The 22,225-nt window shown below is 72.4% G+C and carries 18 protein-coding genes and 1 pseudogene; 7 read left to right on the top strand and 12 right to left on the bottom strand.

The window, feature by feature from the left end:
* Nucleotides 1-899 (bottom strand): annotated as a pseudogene (locus J7E86_RS13200) (SWF or SNF family helicase); the annotation flags it as partial.
* Entirely contained in the window at nt 896-3,784 is a 2,889-nt protein-coding gene (locus J7E86_RS13195; RefSeq protein ID WP_215081820.1) for a DEAD/DEAH box helicase, read from the bottom strand. The gene J7E86_RS13195 and the pseudogene J7E86_RS13200, both read right to left, overlap by 4 nt.
* Before the next feature lie 244 nt (nt 3,785-4,028).
* On the opposite strand from J7E86_RS13195, the gene J7E86_RS13190 reads away from it, so the two are divergent.
* Together J7E86_RS13190 and J7E86_RS13185 are read left to right on the top strand one after the other, a co-directional pair.
* Nucleotides 4,029-5,060, top strand: a complete 1,032-nt coding sequence (locus J7E86_RS13190; protein ID WP_215081819.1) for an acyl-CoA desaturase — start codon at nt 4,029-4,031, stop codon at nt 5,058-5,060.
* Between the two features lie 67 nt (nt 5,061-5,127).
* Entirely contained in the window at nt 5,128-5,310 is a 183-nt protein-coding gene (locus J7E86_RS13185; RefSeq protein WP_215081817.1) for a hypothetical protein, read from the top strand.
* Here the strand turns inward: J7E86_RS13185 and J7E86_RS13180 are convergent.
* From J7E86_RS13180 to J7E86_RS13170, 3 genes are read right to left on the bottom strand one after another with little or no spacing between them, the layout of a single operon-like run.
* Nucleotides 5,307-6,335 (bottom strand): PD40 domain-containing protein, encoded by a 1,029-nt coding sequence (locus J7E86_RS13180; protein ID WP_215081816.1) that lies wholly within the window; start codon nt 6,333-6,335, stop codon nt 5,307-5,309. The two genes, J7E86_RS13185 and J7E86_RS13180, sit on opposite strands and share 4 nt — an antisense overlap.
* Complete coding sequence (locus J7E86_RS13175) at nt 6,325-7,629, bottom strand: MFS transporter (RefSeq protein WP_215081814.1); 1,305 nt, start codon at nt 7,627-7,629, stop codon at nt 6,325-6,327. Before J7E86_RS13175 ends, J7E86_RS13180 begins: the two co-directional genes overlap by 11 nt.
* A 2-nt stretch (nt 7,630-7,631) precedes the next feature.
* Nucleotides 7,632-8,528: an alkaline phosphatase family protein gene (locus J7E86_RS13170; RefSeq protein ID WP_374223795.1), complete on the bottom strand. Its 897-nt coding sequence runs from the start codon at nt 8,526-8,528 to the stop codon at nt 7,632-7,634.
* 238 nt (nt 8,529-8,766) lie between these two features.
* Between J7E86_RS13170 and J7E86_RS13165 the strand changes: the two genes are divergently transcribed.
* Complete coding sequence (locus tag J7E86_RS13165) at nt 8,767-9,309, top strand: MOSC domain-containing protein (protein WP_215081812.1); 543 nt, start codon at nt 8,767-8,769, stop codon at nt 9,307-9,309.
* A 33-nt stretch (nt 9,310-9,342) separates the two neighbouring features.
* Here the strand turns inward: J7E86_RS13165 and J7E86_RS13160 are convergent, their stop codons facing one another.
* Complete coding sequence (locus tag J7E86_RS13160) at nt 9,343-9,630, bottom strand: hypothetical protein (protein WP_308312579.1); 288 nt, start codon at nt 9,628-9,630, stop codon at nt 9,343-9,345.
* A 98-nt stretch (nt 9,631-9,728) separates the two neighbouring features.
* On the opposite strand from J7E86_RS13160, the gene J7E86_RS13155 reads away from it, so the two are divergent.
* Nucleotides 9,729-10,643: an oxygenase MpaB family protein gene (locus J7E86_RS13155; protein WP_215081810.1), complete on the top strand. Its 915-nt coding sequence runs from the start codon at nt 9,729-9,731 to the stop codon at nt 10,641-10,643.
* Between the two features lie 43 nt (nt 10,644-10,686).
* Here the strand turns inward: J7E86_RS13155 and J7E86_RS13150 are convergent, their stop codons facing one another.
* Complete coding sequence (locus J7E86_RS13150; RefSeq protein ID WP_215081808.1) at nt 10,687-11,340, bottom strand: class I SAM-dependent methyltransferase; 654 nt, start codon at nt 11,338-11,340, stop codon at nt 10,687-10,689.
* Between the two features lie 125 nt (nt 11,341-11,465).
* Here J7E86_RS13150 and J7E86_RS13145 point away from each other — a divergent pair, with 125 nt between their 5' ends.
* Nucleotides 11,466-11,888 (top strand): roadblock/LC7 domain-containing protein, encoded by a 423-nt coding sequence (locus J7E86_RS13145; protein ID WP_215081807.1) that lies wholly within the window; start codon nt 11,466-11,468, stop codon nt 11,886-11,888.
* 131 nt (nt 11,889-12,019) lie between these two features.
* Nucleotides 12,020-12,937: a DUF6397 family protein gene (locus J7E86_RS13140; protein ID WP_215081806.1), complete on the top strand. Its 918-nt coding sequence runs from the start codon at nt 12,020-12,022 to the stop codon at nt 12,935-12,937.
* Nucleotides 12,938-12,951: 14 nt separating this feature from the next.
* On the opposite strand, the gene J7E86_RS13135 is transcribed toward J7E86_RS13140, so the two are convergent.
* Both J7E86_RS13135 and J7E86_RS13130 read right to left on the bottom strand, forming a co-directional pair.
* Nucleotides 12,952-13,815 (bottom strand): acyl-CoA thioesterase II, encoded by an 864-nt coding sequence (locus tag J7E86_RS13135; protein ID WP_215081805.1) that lies wholly within the window; start codon nt 13,813-13,815, stop codon nt 12,952-12,954.
* A 49-nt stretch (nt 13,816-13,864) separates the two neighbouring features.
* Entirely contained in the window at nt 13,865-16,378 is a 2,514-nt protein-coding gene (locus J7E86_RS13130; RefSeq protein ID WP_215081804.1) for an RNA helicase, read from the bottom strand.
* A 133-nt stretch (nt 16,379-16,511) separates the two neighbouring features.
* On the opposite strand from J7E86_RS13130, the gene J7E86_RS13125 reads away from it, so the two are divergent.
* A complete protein-coding gene (locus J7E86_RS13125; RefSeq protein WP_215081803.1) occupies nt 16,512-17,303 on the top strand; it encodes a metal-dependent hydrolase in 792 nt (263 codons plus the stop codon).
* A gap of 28 nt (nt 17,304-17,331) precedes the next feature.
* Here the strand turns inward: J7E86_RS13125 and J7E86_RS13120 are convergent, their stop codons facing one another.
* The 3 genes from J7E86_RS13120 to J7E86_RS13110 all read right to left on the bottom strand — a co-directional run bounded on the left by J7E86_RS13120 (nt 17,332) and on the right by J7E86_RS13110 (nt 21,449).
* Complete coding sequence (locus J7E86_RS13120) at nt 17,332-19,113, bottom strand: ABC transporter ATP-binding protein (RefSeq protein ID WP_215081802.1); 1,782 nt, start codon at nt 19,111-19,113, stop codon at nt 17,332-17,334.
* The gene (locus tag J7E86_RS13115) at nt 19,110-20,951 is read right to left on the bottom strand and encodes an ABC transporter ATP-binding protein (protein WP_215081801.1); all 1,842 of its coding nucleotides are present in this window, start codon (nt 20,949-20,951) and stop codon (nt 19,110-19,112) included. Before J7E86_RS13115 ends, J7E86_RS13120 begins: the two co-directional genes overlap by 4 nt.
* 93 nt (nt 20,952-21,044) lie before the next feature.
* A complete protein-coding gene (locus J7E86_RS13110) occupies nt 21,045-21,449 on the bottom strand; it encodes a GNAT family N-acetyltransferase (RefSeq protein ID WP_215081800.1) in 405 nt (134 codons plus the stop codon).
* Nucleotides 21,450-22,225 lie beyond the last annotated feature (776 nt).

Here is a 22,225-nt window from a genome sequence, read left to right as displayed (position 1 = left end):
GGCGGGAGGGCGGCGGCGAGGCGCACCGCGTCCTGCGACACGGTCGGCTCCGCCGGCAGGGGCGCTCGTTCGTGGCCCGGTGCGAGGGCCTCGGCGAGCAGCTGCCGGGCGTGGGCGGCGGCGGCCGCGGCCAGGAACTCCAGTGCCTCGACATCGAGCCCGGGCGGAGGAGGCATGTCACCGGCGAGCGCCGGGGGGCGGCCCGGTACGCCGACCGCCGGGGGCGGATCGGGCAGGACGCGCGCGGGTATGTGGGCCGCGAACGCCTCGCCGGCCGGGACGGACGGGGGCGCGTCGGCACCCTGCTCGGGCGCGTGCGAGGCGCTGCGCGCCTGCAACTCGTCCAGCAGCTCACGCTCTCCGCGTCCGCGCATCAGCAGCAGCACGAACGGATCCTCGTCCAGCAGCCGTGCCATCTGATGGCACAGCGCCACCGTGTGCGGGCAGTGGTCCCAGGCATCGCAGCCGCACTCGGGCTCCAGCTCGCCGATGCCGGGCAGCAGTTCCACTCCGGCCGCGAGCGCGTCCTCGGCCAGGTGCGGCGGCAGGTCGTGGTCGAGCAGCGCGGCGAAGTGCCCGGCACGGTCGGCCACCAGGTCCAGCAGCCGGTCCCAGTCGGCGGCGGAGAGCTCCTGCACCACCACGTCCGAGCGGTACGGAGTGCCGTCGTGGTCGCGTACGAGCGCCGTGATCCGGCCCGGCCGGACCGTCACGGCGCCCACCGCGCCCGCGCGCGCGTACCGGCGCCCGGCCTTCACCTGTTTTCCGTCCAGGGCCGTGTCCTCCAGGGCCTGGAGCCAGGCCCGCCCCCACCAGCTGCGGGCGAAGCTCCGCCCGGGATCGGGCGGCAGGGCCCGGAAGGTGCGTCCGGCCCGTTCGGCCGCCTCGTGTCCGGTCATCGTCCGTTCCCCCTCAGTGCGACGAGTTCTGCCAGCTCGGCGTCGGTCAGTTCGGTCACGGCGGCCTCCGCGGAGCCCAGTACGGCGTCCGCCAGGGCCTGCTTGCGGCCGAGCATCTCCGCGATGCGGTCCTCGATCGTGCCCTCGGTGATCAGGCGGTGCACCTGTACGGGCTGGGTCTGGCCGATGCGGTAGGCGCGGTCGGTCGCCTGTGCCTCGACGGCGGGGTTCCACCAGCGGTCGAAGTGCACGACGTGACCAGCGCGGGTGAGGTTCAGGCCCGTGCCCGCCGCCTTCAACGACAGCAGGAAGACCGGCACCTCACCGTCCTGGAAGCGGCGGACCATCTCCTCGCGGCGCGGCACGGGCGTGCCGCCGTGCAGGAACTGCGTCGGGACCCCACGGGCCGCCAGATGCCGTTCCAGCAGGCGCGCCATCTGTACGTACTGGGTGAAGACCAGCACGCTCGCGCCCTCGGCGAGGATCGTGTCCAGCAGTTCGTCGAGCAGCTCGACCTTGCCCGAGCGGCCCGTGATCCTCGGCGTGCCGGGCTCCTTGAGGAACTGCGCCGGGTGGTTGCAGATCTGCTTCAGGCCGGTGAGCAGCTTCACGATCAGGCCGCGCCGCTCGATGCCGTCCGCGCCCTCCACCTCGGCGAGGATCTCCCGCACGACGGCCTCGTACAGAGCCGCCTGTTCCTTGGTGAGGGCGACCGCGCGGTCCGTCTCGGTCTTCGGCGGCAGCTCGGGGGCGATGCCGGGGTCGGACTTGCGGCGGCGCAGCAGGAACGGGCGTACCAGGGAAGCCAGTCGGGCCGCGGTGGCCGGGTCGGTGCCGCCCTCGACGGCCTGGGCGTAGCGCCGACGGAAGCCGCCCAGGGAACCGAGGAGGCCGGGCGTCGTCCAGTCGAGGATCGCCCAGAGCTCGGAGAGGTTGTTCTCCACCGGCGTGCCGGTGAGCGCGACGCGCGCCTTCGCGCCGATGGTGCGCAGCTGTTTGGCGGTGTCGGAGTACGGGTTCTTGACGTGCTGCGCCTCGTCGGCGACGACCATGCCCCAGCCGGTGGCCGCCAGTCGCCCGGCGTCCAGTCGCATCGTGCCGTACGTGGTGAGGACGAACTCTCCGTCCTCCAGGCCCTCGAGGCTCCGCGCGGAGCCGTGGAAGCGGCGCACCGGTGTGCCGGGGGCGAAGCGTTCGATCTCGCGCTGCCAGTTGCCCATCAGGGAGGTGGGGCAGACGACCAGGGTGGGGCCGGCCGCGTCGGGCAGCGTTCCGCGGTGCAGGTGGAGCGCGATGAGGGTGATGGTCTTGCCCAGGCCCATGTCGTCGGCGAGACAGCCGCCGAGACCGAGCGAGGTCATCCGGTGCAGCCAGCCGAGACCGCGCAGCTGGTAGTCGCGCAGGGTCGCGGCGAGGGCGGTGGGCTGGACGAGCGGCTCCTGGTCCTCGCCGGGGTCGGCGATGCGGTCGCGCAGGGCCGCCAGCCAGCCGGTGGCCTCCACGTCGACGCCCTCCTCGCCGTCCTCGGGGTCCACCGTGTGCAGGCGGCCCGTCAGGGCGGCGCCGAGCGCCTCGACGGGCGTGAGCTCACGCTCCCGCCGGCCGCGGGCGCGGCGCACGGACTCCGGGTCGACGAGCACCCATTGGTCGCGCAGGCGCACGGCCGGACGGCTCGCTTCGGCGAGCCGGTCCAGCTCCTCCTTCGTCAGTTCCTCGTCACCGATCGCGAAACGCCACCCGAAGGTGAGCAGCGCGTCCGCGGACAGCAGGGACGGCGTTCCCGGACGGCCGGCGTCTCCCCAGTCGTTGTCCGGCGGGCCGACGACGGCGCGCGTGGTCAGCCTGCGCGCCAGGGCCCTGGGCCAGTGCACCTGGACGCCGGTGGCGTCCAGTGCCGTGGCGGCGGCGCCGAGCAGTTCCCGGACGTCCTCGTCGGCGAGGTCGACGGCGTCGGGGACCGCGGCGGACAGCAAGGGGGTCAGGGCCGGCCACGCGCGAGCGGCGCGGCGCAGCGCGAGCAGTGCGTTCATCCGGGCACCGCGGCCGAGTGCGGCGGCCGCGGGGGTCGTGCCGGACCACACCTCGGCGGCGTCGGCGACGAGCGACGGATCGTTGAGGCTGTGCAGCTGGAGCACGGCACGGAAGCGCGGGGAGCCGGCTTCCTCGTCCTCGGCCTCCGTGAGGCCGAGGACCTCCACGCGGAGGGAGAGCCGTACGCCCGCGTCGTGCCCGGCAGCGACGCTGTCCGCCCAGGCGCGCTGTTCGGGCAGCCGCCGGGGTTCGCGGGCGGCGAAGGCGGGGCCGCCGGCGGCGAGCGACGCGGCCGGGGAGCGCGGCAGGCCGTCGGCGACGGCGTCCAGGAACGCGCGGAGGAGCCGTTCCGGATCGGGCAGCAGCAGGGGACCGGTGCCCGGGAGCGGCACGGCGTGTGCGGCGGGCGGCATGGCGGCCACCAGCTCCCGCACCCGTCGCACGTCGTCGGGGGTGAGGGGGCCGACGCGCCACGCGTCGTGGTCGGTCGCGGACAGGCCCGGCAGGAGACGGCCGCGCGCGGCCAGCTGGAGGGCCAGCACGGCGGCGGCGCCCCAGAAGGTGGCCGCCTCGTCGGCCCGCGCCGCACGCGCGCGGGTGAGTACGGGGACGGCCTCGCGTACGGGCAGGACGACGGCCCGTACCATCGTGGTGGTGACGTCGGAACCGTCGGCGACGGCGACGGTCAGCTCCTCGACGTCACCCGGAGCGGCGGGTGGATCCTCGTCCGGCCGCCAGAAGGCCATCCGCCCGGTGCGCGCGGGGTCCCCGGGGAGGAAGACCGCGGAACATCGGGCGAGACGGGAGATCTCGGAGGGTGTTGCGGCAGAGGGCGGTGTCACAGCGCTGCGCATTCCTCAAATTTGACTAGTGGAGCTTCCGAGCGCCCGAGGGTACAGGAGCAGGGCGTCGAAAGCGCGCCCGATGGGTGTGAGTCACGCCACAACGACGGTGGGGGTGTGCTCGGGGTGCACTCAACCCCCCTGCCACGCCAGGGGCTGGCCCCCGGCGGATCCGGGTGGTGACGCCATGGCCGGCCGATGGGCCGGATCCGTACGTTCTGTGAGGTCAGCCCGCTGTCCGACCGCCGGAGATCCCATGCCCCAGACCGCCACCCTGCCCGCGGAGCCCACCGCGGGCAGCGACTTCGCCCCGCTCCTGCGCCAGGTCCGGGCCCGAGGACTCCTCGAACGCCGTCGGGGGTGGTACGCCCTCACCACCACCGCCCATGTGCTCGCGCTGGCCGCCACGGCGACCGGGATCGTGTTCGCCGGGGACACCTGGTGGACGCTGCTGCTGGCCGTACCGTCCTCCGTCTTCTCGGTGCGGGCCTGCTTCGTCGGTCACGACAGCGGCCACGCCCAGGTGGCCGCGACCCGGCGGGCCAACCGCCTGCTGGGCCTCCTCCACGCGGACCTGCTGGTGGGCATGAGCCACGCCTGGTGGAACGACAAGCACAACCGCCACCACGCCAACCCCAACCACGTCGACAAGGACCCGGACGTCGGCGTCGGCGCCCTCGTATGGACCCAGCGACAGGCGGCGCAGCGGCAGGGCTTCACGCGCTGGCTCACCCGCAACCAGGCCCGGCTCTTCTTCCCGATGCTGCTGCTCGAAGGCATCAACCTGAAGGTTTCGAGCGTGCGCGACCTCAAAAGGCAGGAAGCGCGGGAACGGCGGGTCGAGGCGCCCCTTCTGCTCCTCCACGTGGTGGGCTACGCGACCCTCCTGTTGTCGTCGATGTCGCCGGGCAAGGCGGTCGTCTTCGCCCTCGTCCAGCACGCCCTCTTCGGCCTGCACCTCGGCATGGTCTTCGCCCCCAACCACAAGGGCATGGAGATGCCGGACCCGGACGGCGACCGCTGGGGACACCTGCGGCGCCAGGTGCTCACCTCGCGCAACGTGCGCGGCGGCCCGCTGACCGACTGGTTCCTGGGCGGTCTGAACTACCAGATCGAGCACCACCTCTTCCCCAGCATGCCGCGCCCCCACCTGCGGCTCGCCCGGCCTCTCGTCCGCGAGCACTGCCGCGCGGCGGGACTGCCGTACACCGAGACCGGACTCGTCGACTCCTACCGGCAGGCGCTGAGCCATATGCACGCGGTGGGCGCCCCGCTGCGGACCGGATGAGGAACCGTGGGAGGACGCCGGGCGTTCTCCAGGACAGAGCGGCAGTAGTCGCGAAGGAGGCACGGACATGAGCAACAGGGCCAAGGTCGCCGTCGGTGGCGTGGCGGTGGGAGTGATCCTTCTGTGGCTGCTGCCCTTCTGGGCGGCGCTGCTGGTGATGATCGGTGTGCCGGCCGGCGCGTATCTGCTGCTGGACTCCTCGCAGCGCAAGAGGCTGCGCCGGGTGTCCCGGAAGGAACTGCGCCGCTAGCCGGGCGACCGGCCGGTGAAGGCGGGCGCCAAGGCGGCCCGGAGCATCACCCGGGGACTGCCGGAGCCGTCCGCCGGCACCGTCCACAGATCGGAGCCGTAGTCGCCGGGCAGGGAGTAGACCAGCGTCCCTTCGTCCCGCCAGACCGCCTGGTCGTCGACGTTCCGTCGTTCGGCCGTCGCGGTCTCGCGCAGGGTGCGCAGGTCCAGGACGTACAGCCTCCAGGGCGCGTCGGACGACGCGCCCTGGACGCGCTTCTTGTAGGCGACGCGCGTTCCGTCGGGGGAGAGCGAGGGGCACTCCACATTGCCGTGCACGCTCCGCAGCGTCCGCTCGGCGCGGTCACCGCGCACCAGGTGGGTCCTCCCGCCGGTGGCGACCGTGGCGTAGAAGCGGGTGTCGTCGGCGAAGGTGACACCCCAGACGTTGACATCGGTCGCCCGGTGGAGGCGGCCGTCCACGAAGAGGCGGTAGTCCTCCAGGCTGCGGTCCAGCCGTCCGGTCCGCAGGTCGAGCACCGACGTACGCGTCGAGAAGGCCGTCCCCGCGTACGAGTCGCCGCTGACGAAGACCGTCCAGGCCACGGTCCGGCCGCTGGGGGAGACGCGGGCGCGGGTGGGCACGCCCGCCAGGTCGTAGCGTCGCAGCTCGCGCAGGCGGCTGTCGAGCACCACGGCGCGGTAGCTGTCGCGCAGTTTGCCGCGCACCGACTGCAGACAGACGCCGGTTCCGCCGGCCGTGTGGAAGCGCAGGCAGCGGACGCCCGAGGCGGTGCGCGGGCCCGTGGGGTCCGCGGCCCCCACCGAGACGATCTCGTCGCGGTGCGGGCCCCAGGCCATGTTCCGGAAGACGCCGGTCCCCGGGGCGTCCAGGGTGACCTCGCCGGACCGCACCGACGGCCCTCCGGCCCGGGCGTGATCCTTCTCGGTGGCGCGTTCGGAGGCGTGCAAGGTGGCGCCCACGGCGACACCGCCCAGGAGGAGGACCGCGGCGAGGAGGATCAGGATGCGGCTCTTACCGTTCAACGGACGGGCTCCGGTGGGACGTCGGCGCATGGGTGTCGCCGGTGGGAGGGGGACGCAGCAGCAGTGCGCTCAGGGCGGCCGAGACGGCGAGGCCGGCGGCGGCAGTGCCCAGCGCCGTCCGGTCGCCCCAGGCGGTCCACGCGGCCCCGAACGCGATCGAGCAGAGGAAGCGGGCACCGGCCTGGCCGGTCTGCACCACGGCCAGGCCGGTGCCGCGCACCGCCTTCGGCACGGCGTCGGCCGTCGCGGCGGCCAGCACTCCGTCGGTGGCCGCGTAGAAGCTCCCGTGCAGCGCGAGGACGAGGCAGCACAGAGCGGGAGAGGTGCCGAGCGGGGCGACCAGCAGGCCGTACGCCGCCAGCAGGGCGAGATGCCCGCACAGGAAGAGCCGGCGCCGGCCCACCCGGTCCGCCACCGCCCCCAGGGGCACGGCCAGCACGAGGAACGCCGTGGCGGTCCCCAGCGGCAGCAGCGGGAACCACGCCTCCGACAGGTCCAGCCGCCGCTGGAGCGTGAGGTAGAGGAACGAGTCGCTGACCGTGGTCAGCCCCAGCAGCATCGCGCAGCTGGTCAGCCGGCGGACGTCGGGCCGGCGCAGTACGGACCTCAGGGGCGCCCGCTCCGCCGGACGCGCCGGGCGCGGCGCCCCCGAGGTGTGCCCCGGCACGAACAGCATCAGTACGAGTACGCCCAGTGCGGCCACGCAGCCGCTGGCGACGAAGACGGCGTCGTAGCCGCCGGCGGCGGCCCTGAGGATCACGAAGGCGAGGAGCGGGCCGAGCAGCGCGCCTGCGGTGTCCATCGCCCGGTGCACGCCGAACGCCCGCCCTCGTGCGCCGGGTTCGCAGGCCAGCGAGATCATGGCGTCCCGCGGCGCCGTGCGCAGGCCCTTGCCGGTGCGGTCGGCGGCGAGCACCGCGCCGATCAGTGGCACGCCGTGCGAGACGAGGAGCAGCGGCTTGCACAGGGCGGACAGTCCGTAGCCGGCCAGTGCCACGGACTTGTGGCCGCCGCCGCGATCGGCGAGCCTGCCTCCGACGAGCCGGACGAGCGCGCTGACACCGTTGTGGACGCCGTCCAGGAGGCCGAAACCGAGGGGGGAGAGCCCCAGTTCGGCGACGAGGTAGAGCGGCAGGACGGCGGTGACCATCTCCGAGGAGACGTCGGTGATCAGGCTCACGGTGCCCAGGGCGAACACGGCCGCGGGCACGGTGGCGGCCCGCCGGCCGGGGAGGGGTGGCCGGCCGGCGGTGTCGGAGTGGTCCGGGGCGGTGCGGCCGTCCGCGAGGTACACGGTCAGCTGGTCCAGATGCCGGTGATGTCCTTGGCGTTCGCGGCGTTTCCGGCGTGTGTGGTGCCGTACATGTCCTCGATGGTGCGCAGGACGTCGTAGTGGTTGTAGGTGCTGCCGGAAGTGGCACCGGCCTTGACGGGCTGCCCGTACAGGACCGTCGGGATGCGGTTGCCGCTCAGCCGGTTGTCCTCGTCGAAGGTGATGAGGAGCAGGCTGTTGTGGGTCTTGGCCCAGTCGGCGTAGCCCTGGAGCTTGTCCTTGAGCCAGGTGTCACCGGTGCGGACGGAACAGTCGTGCATGTCGCTGCACAGATTCGGCACGACGAAGGAGACCGTCGGCAGTTTGCCGTAGTCGCTGGGGAAACCGCTCATCGTGTGCGCCGTACCGGTGGGCACGTTGGCGAAGCCGAACCACGGGTTGTGCTTCTGGGCGTACGTGCCGCTCTTGCAGGTGGTGGAGCCCTCGGCGGGCAGGGACTCGTTGTAGCTGGCCCAGGTTTTGCCCACGGCCATGATTTCGGAGGCGAGATTCGGCGCGCCGCTGAAGCCCGGGGTGACGCAGCTGTCGTCGGTCACGCCCTGGGTGTTCCCCGAGAACAAGGCGTAGTAGTTCGGCTGGCTGGGGTGGGTCTCGGCGTACGAGGCGGTCAGGCCGGCGCCGCCCGCGGCCAGGGAGTTGATGTACGGGGCGCTGGAACTGCCCATGACCTGGCTGTAGGCGTGGTTCTCGAAGACGACGACCACGACGTGGTCGGGCGTGGGCACGGCCGCCGCGGCGGAGGAGTCCGAGGCCCACAGGCCCAGGGAGACGGCGGCGAGTCCGAAGGCCGTGGTCAGGGCGCCGAGATGCCGGCGGCGGAGACGGCGGGAGGTGCGGGGTGGGCGGGCGGCGGCGGCCACGGGGTCCTCCGTACGGGGTGAGGGAGAGCGCGCGAGCGGAGTCGGCGGGGCGTGGGGAGGCGATGGGGGGTTCGGTGGCAGCGTAGGGCGGGGTGAATGACATGTACACGTCTTGAAGGTGACGGGTTCGGAAACAGTGGCCGAGTGGAGAGCGACGGCGCGACGGTCGGTGCCGGCGGTTAAGGTCGGCGGTGTCGTACTGCCGGGGAATGCCCGGGAGACGGAAGGGGGACCCTCGATGACGGGGACGGTGAAGGCCGTGTGCCGCGGTGGCGAGCACACGTTCAGCAAGCCGGTGCGCGAGAGCATCACGCTGCTGGCGGGGCTCGGGGTGGAAGGGGACGCGCATCTCGGGGTGACGGTGCGGCACCGCTCACGGGTGGCGCAGGACCCCACGCAGCCGAACCTCCGTCAGGTGCACCTGATCCACGAGGAATTGTTCGCCGAAGTGAGGTCGGCGGGGTTCACGGTCGGCCCGGGTGATCTGGGGGAGAACGTCACCACCAGCGGAATCGACCTGCTCGGCCTGCCCCGGGGTACGCGGCTGCACCTCGGGGGCCGGGCCGTGGTGGAGGTGACCGGGCTGCGCAACCCCTGCCTCCAGATCGACGGATTCCGGCAGGGGCTGCTCAAGCAGGTCGTCCGGCGCGACGAGGACGGCACCCTCGTCCGCAAGGGCGGGATCATGAGCGTGGTCCTGACGGGCGGCGAGGTCCGGCCCGGGGACCCCGTACGCGTGGAACTGCCGGCCGGACCGCACCTGCCGCTCGACCGCGTGTGAGGCCCATGGGTGACGGCCGCGGCGGCGCGGCCGTCAGGACCGGGGAAGGCCGAGCAGGGACCGCGCCACGTGCTGCGGCGTCTCGTCCTGCTCGCGGGCGAGCGCGATGACCGCGCGGCAGGCGAGCTCGTTCACGCCGAAGCACAGAGCCTCCGGCGAGACCCAGCGGGCCGCCTCCGCGCTCCGGTCGTAGTCGTCCTCGGCGCACGCGGCCACATAGGTGGCCGCGGCCTCGAAGAGGTTCCGTTGCCGGCCCGAGGGCGGCGGCGGAACCGGTGGGTGCCAGACCTCGCCGAAGCGTTTGCGGAGCCTGTCGAACACGTGGATCACCTGCCCCGTGAGCGGAATGCCCTGCGGCGTTCAAGTGTGCCCGCCACCCGTAGAGTTGAACCTCCGACGAACGAAGGGGTGACCGCCGAGTGAAGCGCTATGACTGGCTGAAGGAGATCCAGCGACTGGATCCCGAGAGGGATTTCCTGAGGATCTACCGGATCACGGCGACCCTGGAATTCCCCTGGGACTGGACCCGGGCCTTGGAACTGGCGCTTTACCGGACGTACGCCGTGCCCAGCATCGGCCGTCTGCTCGGCGGGACCGGAGAGTTCACCGTCCGCGGGCAGAAGCGCTACGACGACACCGCGCTGCTGCTCGACGCGGTGGTCGAGCACGGATTCGACAGTGAGGACGGCCGTACCGCCATCCGCCGGATCAACCAGATGCACCGCCGTTACGACATCAGCAACGACGACATGCGCTACGTCCTGTGCACCTTCGTCGTCATACCCTGCCGGTGGCTCGACTCCTACGGCTGGCGCCGGCTGTCCGGGCACGAGCGGCACGCGACGGCCACCTATTACCGCACCCTCGGCCGGCACATGGGCATCCAGGACCTCCCGGGCTCATATGCCGACTTCGAGCGCTGCCTCGACGAGTACGAAGCCGCCCACTTCGGCTGGGACGAGGGCGGACGCCGCGTCTCGGACGCCACCCTCGACGTGATGGCGTCCTGGTACCCGCGCCCCCTCGCGCCGCTCGTGCGCGGCGCGAGCATGGCCCTGCTGGACGACTCGCTGCTGCACGCCTTCCGTTACGAGCCTCCGCACCCCGCCACGCGCGCCCTGGTGCGCGGCGCCCTGCGGGCCAGGGCCAAGGCCGTGCGTCTGCTCCCGCCCCGGCGCACCCCGCATTACGCGCGGCAGAACCCCGAGATCAAGGGGTACCCGAACGGATACGTCCTCGCCGACCTCGGCACCTTCCCCGATGCCCCGTCCGGGAGGCGGGCGGGCGTCTGTCCCGTGCCGCACGGAACTTCCGGCTCACCTCTCGCGGAGTGAGCCGAGCGGCCCCGGCGGCCGGGCCGGTTGCGCACGCGACCGCTCACCGTGGCCGGCTCCGGTCGGTTCGCTCCGGGTCCGGCCGGCCACCGGTGCGGATCGCGAGGGCGAGGTAGCGGCTGTCCTCGTCGGTGTACGAGACGAGCCGCCATCCGCCGCGGGCGAGCAGGGGCCGGAGGTTCGGCTCGGCGCGCTCGTCGTCGGGTGTCGGCCGGCGGCCGTGGCGGGCGGCGAGCGCGGCCCGGCCGATGGGATGGAACAGCGCGAGCCGGCCACCGGGGCGCACGATTCGCGCCAGCTCGCGCAAGCCCGACTCCGCGTCGGTGAGATGCGAGACGAGGCCGGCCGCGAAGACGGCGTCGACCGAGCCGTCACGCAGCGGCAGCCGGGTGACATCCGCCAGGAGGAGCCGCCCGTCGCGGTTCCGCCCGGCGCGCACGGCCGCCCGCAGCATCGCGGGTGTGAGGTCCACGCCGACGACGAGCCCCTGGGGGCCGACCGCCTCGCGCAGCGCCGGCAGGGCCCGGCCCGTACCGCATCCCGCGTCCAGCACCACGTCGCCGGGGCGCGGGCCGAGCTCGGCGACGGCCGCGTCGTAGGCGGGGCCGTCATCGGGGAACTGGGCGTCCCAGCCGTCCGCCCGCGCCGTGAAGAACTCCCTCACGTGCTGCTCTTCCCTGTTCGTTTTCCATGCCATGTCCCCATCCTGTGCCAACTGGCGCACAGACGCGTGCTGACGGCACGAGCGGGTTGCCGACGGCGCGTGCGTGAGCAAGGCTGGCACGGCACGTCACGGGGATTGGCGGAACGGGGAGGCGGGACATGGCACTCAGCAAGGAACTCGACTGGATGCTGGACGACCTGACCGAGCGCGTCGAGAACATACGCCACGCGCTGGTCCTGTCCAACGACGGACTGGTGACCGGCGCGAGCACGAGCCTGGAAAGGGAGGACGCCGACCACTTGGCGGCGGTCGCTTCCGGATTGCACAGCCTCGCGAAGGGCACCGGGCGCCAGTTCGGGGCGGGCGACGTCCGGCAGACGATGGTCGAGTACGACGAAGGCGTGCTGTTCGTGACGGCGGCGGGGGACGGAAGCTGCCTGTGCGTCCTCGGGGGAGCGGGGGCCGATATCGGCCACATCGCCTATGAGATGACGCTGTTGGTCAACCGTGTCGGGGAGCATCTGAGCCTGGGGACGCGGCAGCAGGACGGTACGGACCGGAGCCCTGGAGGCCGGCGCTGAGGCGCGGCCGTCTCCCCTTGACCACATCATCCTGGCCGTCTCACCGAAGTTATCCACAGGCTGGACGCGCCGGAGCGCCTTGTCGCTATCGTCGTCACTGTCAGTGATGAAGGCGTGGCGGGGAGGGTGTCATGGCGGTACGGCAATGTCAGGAACGGGGCTCGGCGGTGGACGCGGTGCCGTTCACGAGGGCGGCGCGGGAGCTGGAGCTCAAGCCGCGCGAGTTCGAACTGGCCGTCCAGCTGGGGCTCGTACGGACCGTCGCCCATGGACCGGGCGGCCGACGGCGCGTCACGCGCGAGGAGATCGACCGGCACACCGCCGGTGGCGGGTTCCCCGGCACCCTGCGCTCACAGGTCTGGGCAGTGGGCACGGCCGAGGGCGCCGAGCTGATGGGCATCAGCCCGGCCCGGTTCGTGCGCCTCGCCAGGGCCGGCTGTTTCGCCCCCGCGAGGTTCTACGTCAACCGCTACCGCGCCGTGGTCTGGCACTATCTGGCCGCCGAGCTCGTGGAGTTCGCCGAGGCCAACCCGGGTCTGCTCACCGGCCGTACACCGCCCGGTCTGCGCGATGCGCTGGAGGGACGCGAGGACCGGCGTGCGCGGCGCTGGCGAGACCGCCGGCTCGACCGGTTTCTGGCCTCGGCGGAGGACCCCTGGGAGCGGGCGGCGGTCACGGCCGCCTTCCTCGGCCCCGAGCAACTGGCCGACGCCGTCCCGGATCCGTATGAGCGTGAGTATGTGAGGACACTGCGTCCGGAGCTCGTTCCCTTGCGCTCGGACGCCCCCGCCGCCCGCGAGGTGGTCGACCGCGTGGTCCTGGCCGCGGATCCGGACGAGATCACCTGCCATCGCCGCCGGCTCGCCGCCGCACTGGTGAGCGCGCGCGAGGACCGGCCCGCACCTCGGCCGCGGAGGCGACCGGCCGGAGGAGGGACGGTGGGGGAAGGCGGGCCGGTACAGGAGGTTCAGCCGGCACACGAGGTCCGGCCGGGGCCGGAGCCCGGCGGGCTGCGGGTGTGGTGGAGGCGGCTGCGGCGCGGGAAGTGAGGGCCTGCCGAAGGTCAGGGCACCTTCCGGAAAAGCCCTTCCTGCATCACGGACACCAGCAGGCGGCCCTCGCGGTCGAAGATCTGGCCACGGGCCAGGCCGCGGGCTCCCGTGGCGATGGGTGACTCCTGCTGGTAGAGGAACCACTCGTCGGCGTGGAACGGCCGGTGGAACCACATCGCGTGGTCCAAGGAGGCCATGTCGAAGCCGCGCGGACCCCACAGCGGCTCGACCGGGATGCGCACCGCGTCGAGGAGCGTCATGTCGCTGGCGTAGGTGAGGGCACAGGTGTGCACCAGAGGGTCGTCACCGAGCGGCCCCAGCGCGCGCATCCACACCGCGCTGCGCGGCTCCGTGTCGGCCAGCTCCCGCGCGGTCCAGCGCAGCCGGTCCACGTACCGGATGTCGAACGCCAGCCGGCGCTCCATGTGCCGGAGCGCGCTCGGCAGCTGGCCGAGACGGTCGCGGATCTCGTCGGCGAGCCGCGGCAGGTCCTCGGGGGCCGGCACCTCGGGCATGGCCACCTGGTGCTCGAAACCCGGTTCGCTCTCATGGAAGGAGGCGGTGAGGTTGAAGATGGTGCGTCCCTCCTGGACGGCCACCACACGCCGTGTGGTGAAGGACCGGCCGTCCCGCACCCGCTCCACCTGGTACACGATGGGCACCCCCGGCCGGCCGGGGCGCAGGAAGTACGCGTGCAGCGAGTGGACCGGGCGGTCACCGTCGGTGGTCCGCCCGGCCGCGACGAGCGCCTGTCCGGCCACCTGCCCGCCGAAGACGCGCTGGAGCGACTCGTCCGGGCTGCGGCCCCGGAAGATGTTCAGGTCGATCCGCTCCAGATCGAGCAGACTCACCAGGCGGTCGGTCGGGCTGGTCATCGGCACTCCTTCGCTGCTGGGGCGCGCGGGACGGGCGGCGCCTCGGAGGCTACAGCTGACCGACGTCCATGACGCGCACCACCGCGCGGCCTTCCTCGTCGGAGGCCGCGAGATCGACCTCGGCGGTGATGCCCCAGTCGTGGTCGCCGTTGGGGTCGGCGAAGGTCTGCCGGACCCGCCACAGGCCGTCCTCCGGCTTCTCCTCGATCCGCAGCAGCTTCGGGCCGCGCGCGTCCGGGCCGGTGCCCAGCTCCTCGTACTCGTCCCAGTAGGCGTCCATCGCCTCGCCCCAGCGCTCCTCGTCCCAGCCGGCGTCGGCGTCCATCTCGCCGAGCTCGCCGACCTTGTCCAGGGCGGCCAGTTCGACGCGGCGGAACATGGCGTTGCGGACCAGGACCCGGAAGGCGCGGGCGTTGGCGGTGACCGGCTTGACCTGGTCGGCCCGCTCCTGAGCCTCCTCCGCCGTCTCCTCGTCCGGATTGGCCAGCTGCTCCCACTCGTCCAGCAGGCTGGAGTCGACCTGCCGCACCATCTCACCCAGCCAGGCGATGAGGTCCTCGAAGTCCTCGGACTTCAGGTCGTCCGGCACGGTGTGGTCCAGCGCCTTGAACGCGCCGGCGAGGTAGCGCAGCACGATGCCCTCGGTGCGCGCGAGGTCGTAGAAGGAGGTGAACTCCGTGAAGGTCATGGCCCGCTCGTACATGTCGCGGATGACCGACTTCGGCGACAGCGGGTGGTCACCGACCCACGGGTGGCTCTTGCGATAGACGTCGTAGGCGTGGGACAGCACCTCGTCCAGCGGCCTGGGGTAGGTGACGTCCATGAGCCGCTCCATGCGGTCCTCGTACTCGACGCCGTCCGCCTTCATCGCCGCGACGGCCTCGCCGCGCGCCTTGTTCTGCTGGGCCGCCAGGATCTGCCGCGGGTCGTCCAGCGTCGACTCGACCACCGAGACCATGTCCAGGGCGTAGGAGGGCGACTCCGGGTCGAGCAGCTCGAAGGAGGCGAGCGCGAACGTCGACAGCGGCTGGTTGAGGGCGAAGTCCGACTGGAGGTCGACCGTCAGGCGGACGATCCGGCCCTCGGCGTCGGGCTCGGCGAGCTGTTCGACGACGCCGCCGTCCAGCAGCGAGCGGTAGATGGCGATGGCGCGGCGGATGTGCCGCAGCTGGTTCTTCCGCGGCTCGTGGTTGTCCTCCAGCAGACGGCGCATCGCCTCGAAGGCGTTGCCCGGCCGCGCGATGACCGCGAGCAGCATCGCGTGCGTGACCCGGAAGCGGGAGGTGAGCTGCTCCGGCTCGGAGGCGATGAGCTTCTCGAAGGTGTTCTCGCCCCAGTTGACGAAGCCCTCGGGGGCCTTCTTGCGGACGACCTTGCGCCGCTTCTTGGGGTCGTCGCCCGCCTTGGCCAGCGCCTTCTCGTTCTCGACGACGTGCTCGGGTGCCTGGGCGACCACGAAACCGGCCGTGTCGAAGCCGGCCCGCCCGGCCCGGCCCGCGATCTGGTGGAACTCCCGGGCGCGCAGCGTCCGCACCCGCTGGCCGTCGTACTTCGTGAGCGCGGTGAACAGCACCGTGCGGATCGGTACGTTGACGCCGACACCGAGGGTGTCCGTACCGCAGATGACCTTCAGCAGTCCCGCCTGCGCCAGCCGCTCCACCAGCCGGCGGTACTTCGGCAGCATCCCGGCGTGGTGCACGCCGATGCCGTGGCGGACGTAGCGCGAGAGGTTCCGGCCGAACTTCGTGGTGAACCGGAAATTGCCGATCAGCTTGGCGATCTCGTCCTTCTCCTCGCGGGAGCACATGTTGATGCTCATCAGCGCCTGCGCCCGCTCCACGGCGGCCGCCTGGGTGAAGTGCACGATGTACACCGGAGCCTGGTGCGTCTGCAGCAGCTCGGTCAGCGTCTCGGTCAGCGGCGTCGCGCGGTACTCGTAGGACAGCGGGACGGGGCGGGTCGCGGAGCGCACCACGGTGGTGGGCCGCCCGGTGCGCCGGGTGAGGTCCTCCTCGAAGCGGGACATGTCGCCGAGGGTCGCGGACATCAGGACGAACTGGGCCTGAGGCAGTTCCAGCAGCGGGATCTGCCACGCCCAGCCCCGGTCGGCCTCCGCGTAGAAGTGGAACTCGTCCATGACGACCTGGCCGACGTCGGCGTCCCTGCCGTCCCGCAGCGCGATGGAGGCGAGCACCTCGGCCGTGCAGCAGATGATGGGCGCGTCGGCGTTGACCGAGGCGTCGCCCGTGAGCATGCCGACGTTCTCCGTGCCGAAGATCTTGCACAGGTCGAAGAACTTCTCCGAGACCAGCGCCTTGATGGGCGCGGTGTAGAACGTGACCTGGTCCTTGGCCAGCGCGGCGAAGTGCGCGCCGGCGGCGACGAGGCTCTTCCCGGACCCGGTCGGCGTCGACAGGATCACGTTCGACCCGGAGACCACCTCGATCAGCGCCTCCTCCTGCGCGGGGTACAGCGAGATCCCCCGCTCCTCGGCCCAGGTCGAGAAAGCTTCGAAAAGGGCATCGGGATCGGCATGGCTCGGCATCTGATCGATAAGGGTCACGCCTCCATACTGCCTGGCCCCTGGCGGTATCAGAGAACCGGGCGGCGGATCGAAGATCATCGGACGCTACGCTGAGTCGCCGACCTGACGTCAGAAAAGCGGGACGTCGGCCAACAAAAGGGGTGAAAGGCTCATGATGGGACCGGCGCACTCGCTCTCGGGCGCGGCTGCCTGGCTGGGGGTGGGGTCGGCGGTCGCCGCGGCCGGGCACCCGATGCCCTGGCCGGTGCTCATCGTCGGCGCCCTGATCAGCGCGGGCGCGGCACTCGCCCCCGACCTCGACCACAAGTCCGCGACGATATCGCGAGCGTTCGGCCCCATCTCCCGCGGACTGTGCGAGATCATCGACAAGCTGTCGCACGCCGTGTACAAGGCCACGCGCGGTCACGGAGATCCGCGCCGCAACGGCGGCCACCGCACCCTCACCCACACCTGGCTGTGGGCCGTGCTCATAGGCGTCGGCGCCTCGGTGCTGGCGATGACCGGCGGCCGCTGGGCCGTGCTCGGCATCCTCTTCGTCCACCTGGTGCTCGCCGTCGAGGGGCTCCTGTGGCGGATGGCCCGGACCTCCAGCGACGTCCTCGTCTGGCTCCTCGGCGCCACCAGCGCCTGGATACTGGCCGGCGTCCTGAACGAGCCCGGCAAAGGTGCCGGCTGGCTGTTCACCGAGCCGGGCCAGGAGTACATGTGGCTGGGCCTGCCCATCATCCTCGGCGCGCTCGTGCACGACATCGGTGACGCGCTCACCGTCTCGGGCTGCCCGATCCTGTGGCCCATACCCGTCGGCCGCAAGCGCTGGTACCCCATCGGGCCCCCGAAGGCCCTGCGCTTCCGGGCGGGCAGCTGGGTGGAGCTGAAGGTGCTCATGCCGGCCTTCGTCGTGCTCGGCGGCGTGAGCGGGCTCGGAGCCCTGGGATTCCTCTGAGCCCCCCGGGCTCCGGGCCCACGGCCCGCTAGTGGTGCCAGGAGCGCCACAGCGATGCGTACGTACCGCCGGCCGCGACCAGCTCCTCATGGCTGCCCAGCTCGGTGATCCGGCCGTCCTCCGCCACCGCGATCACGTCCGCGTCATGAGCGGTGTGCAGCCGGTGCGCGATCGCCACGACCGTACGCCCCTCCAGCACGCTCGCCAGTGAGCGCTCCAGGTGCCGGGCCGCGCGCGGGTCCAGCAGCGACGTCGCCTCGTCCAGCACCAGCGTGTGCGGATCGGCGAGGACGAGCCGCGCCAGCGCCACCTGCTGCGCCTGCGCGGGGGTCAGTGCGACTCCGCCGGAGCCCACCTCCGTGTCCAGACCGCCCTCCAGCGCCCGGGCCCAGTCGTCGGCGTCGACCGCGGCCAGCGCCGCCCACAGCTCGCCGTCGTCGGCGGTCGTACGGGCGAGCAGCAGGTTGTCCCGGAGCGAGCCCACGAAGACGTGGTGCTCCTGATTGACCAGCGCCACATGCCGGCGCACCCGCTCGGCCGGCATCCGCGCCAGTTCCGCGCCGCCGAGTGTCACCGCGCCCGAGCGGGGCTCGTAGATCCCCGCCAGGAGCCGGCCCAGCGTCGACTTGCCGGCGCCCGACGGGCCGACCAGGGCGACCCGGCTGCCCGGCGCGACCTCCAGGGACACGCCGTGCAGGACGTCGCTGCCCGTCCGGTAGCCGAACCGCACGTCGTCCGCCCGGATGTCGCGGCCTCGGGGCTCCACACCCGCGTCCGCGCCGTCGGGCTCGATCTCGTGCACACCCACCAGCCGGGCCAGCGACACCTGGGCGACCTGGAGCTCGTCGTACCAGCGCAGGATCAGCCCGATCGGATCGATGAGCATCTGCGCGAAGAGCGCCCCCGTCGTCAGCTGCCCGACCGAGACCCACCCCTGGAGGGCGAAGACACCTCCGATGATCAGAACCGAGCCGAACACGAGCGCGTGCGTCACGTCGACCACGGGAAACAGGACCGAGCGCAGCCAGAGGGTGTAGCGCTCCCACCGGGTCCAAGCGGCGATCCGCCGGTCGGAGAGCTCGATCCGGCGCCGGCCCAGCCGGTGGGCCTCGATCGTGCGCCCGGCGTCGACCGTCTCGGTGAGCGACGCGGCCACGGCCGCGTACCCCGCGGCCTCGGACCGGTAGGCACCGGGCGCCCGCCGGAAGTACCAGCGACAGCCGATGACCAGCAGCGGCAGCGCGACCAGTACGCACAGCGCGAGCGGCGGTGCGGTCAACGTCAGGGCGCCCAGCAGCAGTCCCGCCCATACGAAGCCGATCGCCAGCTGGGGCACGGCCTCGCGCATGGCGTTCGCCAGCCGGTCGATGTCGGTGGTGATCCGGGACAGCAGATCACCGGTACCGGCCCGCTCCAGGACGCCGGGCGGCAGCGCCACCGACCGTACGAGGAAGTCCTCGCGCAGATCGGCCAGCATCTCCTCACCGAGTACCGCTCCGCGCAACCGCACCATCCATACGAAGAGGGTCTGTACGGCCAGCGCGACCGCGAACAGGGAGACGGTCAGCTCCGGATGGACGTCCCGTGTGCCCGAGGACAGGTCCTCGACCAGCCCGCCCAGCAGATAGGGGCCGACCATGGAGGCCGCCACCGCCACCGCGTTCACCGTCACCAGCAGCACGAACGCCTTGCGGTGCCTGCGGAGCATTGCCCGCACATACCTCCGTACGGTCGCGGACGTGGCGACGGGCAAGGTGGTCGCCGATTCCGGTGCCGCCGGGTCGTGGGCCGGGGGCGCCACACCGATCATGCCGACTCCTCGATCTGTTCGGTCTTCCCGAGCCGGGCGAGCTCCGTCTCGAGCCGCGAGCCGGCATCCCGCTCGGCGGTACGGGCCGTCTCCTCGTGCGTCTGCCGCGTGACGACCGCACGGTAGGCCGGGGTGCCGCGCAGCAGTTCGCGGTGCGTGCCCACGGCCACCACCTCGCCCTCCGGCGCGAACACCACCCGGTCGGCGTGGTCGAGCAGCAGAGGGCTGGAGGAGAACACCACCGTCGTGCGCCCTTCCCGCAGCCTCCGCAGTCCTTCCCCGATCCGCGCCTCCGTGTGCGAGTCGACCGCCGAGGTCGGCTCGTCGAGGACGAGCACCTCCGGGTCGGTCACCAGTGACCGGGCCAGCGCCAGCCGCTGTCTTTGCCCTCCCGACAGCGAGCGCCCGCGCTCGGTGATCCGCGTCCGCATCGGATCCCCCGAATCGTCCGCCGAGGCCTGCGCGAGCGCGGTCAGCACATCGCCGCACTGCGCCGCCGCCAGCGCGGCGTCCACACCCACCGTCCCGGAGGACGGCACGTCCAGCAGCTCCGCGAGCGTCCCCGACAGCAGCACCGGGTCCTTGTCCTGCACGAGCACCGCGGCACGGGCCGTCTCCAACGGCACCTCGTCCAGAGCGACACCGCCGAGCAGGGCCGACGGCACGTCGTCCGAGTCCTGCGTGGCGTGCCCGCCCAGTCGCTCGGCGAGCCGTCCGGCGGCATCCGGATCACCGCAGACCACGGCGGTCAGCAGGCCGGCGGGGGCGAGCAGGCCGCTCGCCGGATCGTGGAGATCACCGGTGGGCGGCTCCCCGTACTCCTCGCCGTCCGCCGCGGGCGCCGTGCGCACCAGGGCCAGCACCCGGGCGGCGCGTGCCGCGGAGGGCCGGGAGAAGGAGTAGGCCATGGCGATCTCCTCGAACTGCTGAAGCGGCAGCAGGAGGAAGGCGACCATCCCGTAGACCGTGACCAGCTCACCCACCCCGATCCGGCCGTCCTCGGCCAGGCCGAGGCCGTACCAGACCACCGAGATCAGCAGCAGTCCCGGCAGCACCACCTGCACCGCCGCGATCAGCGCCCACATCCGGGCACTGTGCACGGCCGCCCTGCGGACCTCCTGCGACGCACCGCGGTAGCGGGTCAGGAACAACTCCTCGCCGCCGATGCCCCGCAGCACACGCAGTCCGGCCACGGTGTCGGTAGCCAACTCGGTGGCCCGTCCGGCCTTCTCGCGCTGCTCATCCGCACGCCTGGTCGCGTGCGGCAGCAAGGGCAGTACGGCCAGGACCAGCAGCGGAACACCGATCGCGATCACCATGCCCAGCGCCGGCTGGTAGACCACCAGCGCCACGCACACCACGACCGTGGTCAGCGCGGCGGAGGCGAACCGGGAGAGGGCCTCGACGAACCAGCCGATTTTCTCGACGTCGGCGGTGGACACCGTGACGACCTCACCGGCCGCGACCCGCCGGGTCAACGTGGCCCCCAGCTCGGCCGCTCTACGGGCCAGCAACTGCTGCACCCGGGCGGCAGCAGTGATCCAGTTGGTGACGGCGGCGCGGTGCAGCATCGTGTAGCCCAGCGCGATGAGCGCACCGACCAGCACCATCAGCCCACCCGCCCACGCCAGTCGGGCCCCGGACCGGTCGACGACGGCCTGCACGGCGAGCCCCATGACCATGGGCAGCGCGGCCACGGCCGCCATGTGCACCACGCCCCACACCAGGGCCTTGGCCTGGCCGGCCAGCTGCTCCCGCCCGAGCCAGAGCAGAAACCGCGGTCCCGACCGCACGTCGGGCCGGCCGGGGTCGGTATACGGAAGATCGCGAATCTGCATGACATCCCAGGCTTGGGGTGAGATTGCGGGGGCCGTGAAAGGTTCGCGCCACGCGTGTGCCCAATTCAACTGGTTTTCCCGGCGCGTGGCGGATCAGGCCAAAGGGGCTCTGGCGCGCCGCGGTGCGAAGCGCTTCACTCCTGCCCCATGAGACGACTGCCTCTCGCCCTGTGCGCGGCGGCCCTGGGCCTGCTGCTGGGAATGAGCCCCGCCACGGCCTTCGCACCTGTGGTCGGGGCCGATGGTCACCAGTCCAACCGTTTGGTCGTCGGCCACCCGGACGACGGTCCAGGCGCCCGCTGTCGCCGGGTACGCGGCCTGCCGAGCGGCGACGCGCTCCTGCGAGGCCGGGCCGCCGAGGTAAGCGCGGACCTCGGCGTCGGTCAGCAGCTCGCGCACGAGGGAGGCGTCCTCGGCGGTGACCGGGCGCAGGTGGAGACGGTCGGTGCGCAGCTCGGCCGGCCAAACGCGTCCCAAGGCGTCGTCGACGGAAGTCATGGGAGCCAGCCTGCCAGGTGCCGGCGCGTCGCCTGGGCCGCACGACAGAACACCGCGCGGCCGGGAGGCCGTGTCGTTGCCCCGGCGAGTGCCGTGCACAGGCGAAGGGCTGTTCGTGGCACCGGTGGGTCAGGGCTTCGCGGGCGGGTCGACGTATTCGAAAAGCGACGGCCGGCCGGGACGCACCCGAGTGCCGGATCATTCCCGGACGCGCGGGACGGACAGCACCGCCGGAGACCCCTGGGCAACCGCCTACGGGTCATTCCCGGACACACGGGACGGACGCCACGCCGGAGAGCGGCGGAAGTTCCTCGATCGGGTCATTCCCGGACGCGCGGGACGGCCACTGGGTGTCAGCGGCCCGGCAGTCGCCCTGTCGGATCATTCCGGGACGGCCGCGTTCGCCAGGGCGGCCGGCATCGCCGTGCGCGGATCATTCCCGAGCGCGCGGGACGGACTACGTCTTCCCGTTCGAGCGGAACTTGGTGTAGGGATCATTCCCGGGCGCGTGGGACGGACGCCATGTTCGCTCCCCTCGTTACCGGGCCCGCCGGATCATTCCCGGGCGCGCGGGACGGACATGCAGCGGCTGCTGGGGCTCGTGTTCGCCCCCGAATCATTCCCGGGCGTGTGGGACGGACGCCGACCGGCTGACCCAAGTCGCCGACGGCATCGGATCATTCCCGGGCGCGCGGGACGGGCTTCAAGGACACCCCGAGCTGGCTGGCCAGCTCCGGATCATTCCCGGGCGCACGGGACGGACGTTTGCACACTCG

This window comes from Streptomyces sp. ISL-11 (assembly GCF_018614525.1).
Taxonomy (GTDB): Bacteria; Actinomycetota; Actinomycetes; order Streptomycetales; family Streptomycetaceae; genus Streptomyces.
Note: the sequence above shows the minus strand (reverse complement) of the source record. Positions and strands in the feature narration are given on the sequence as shown.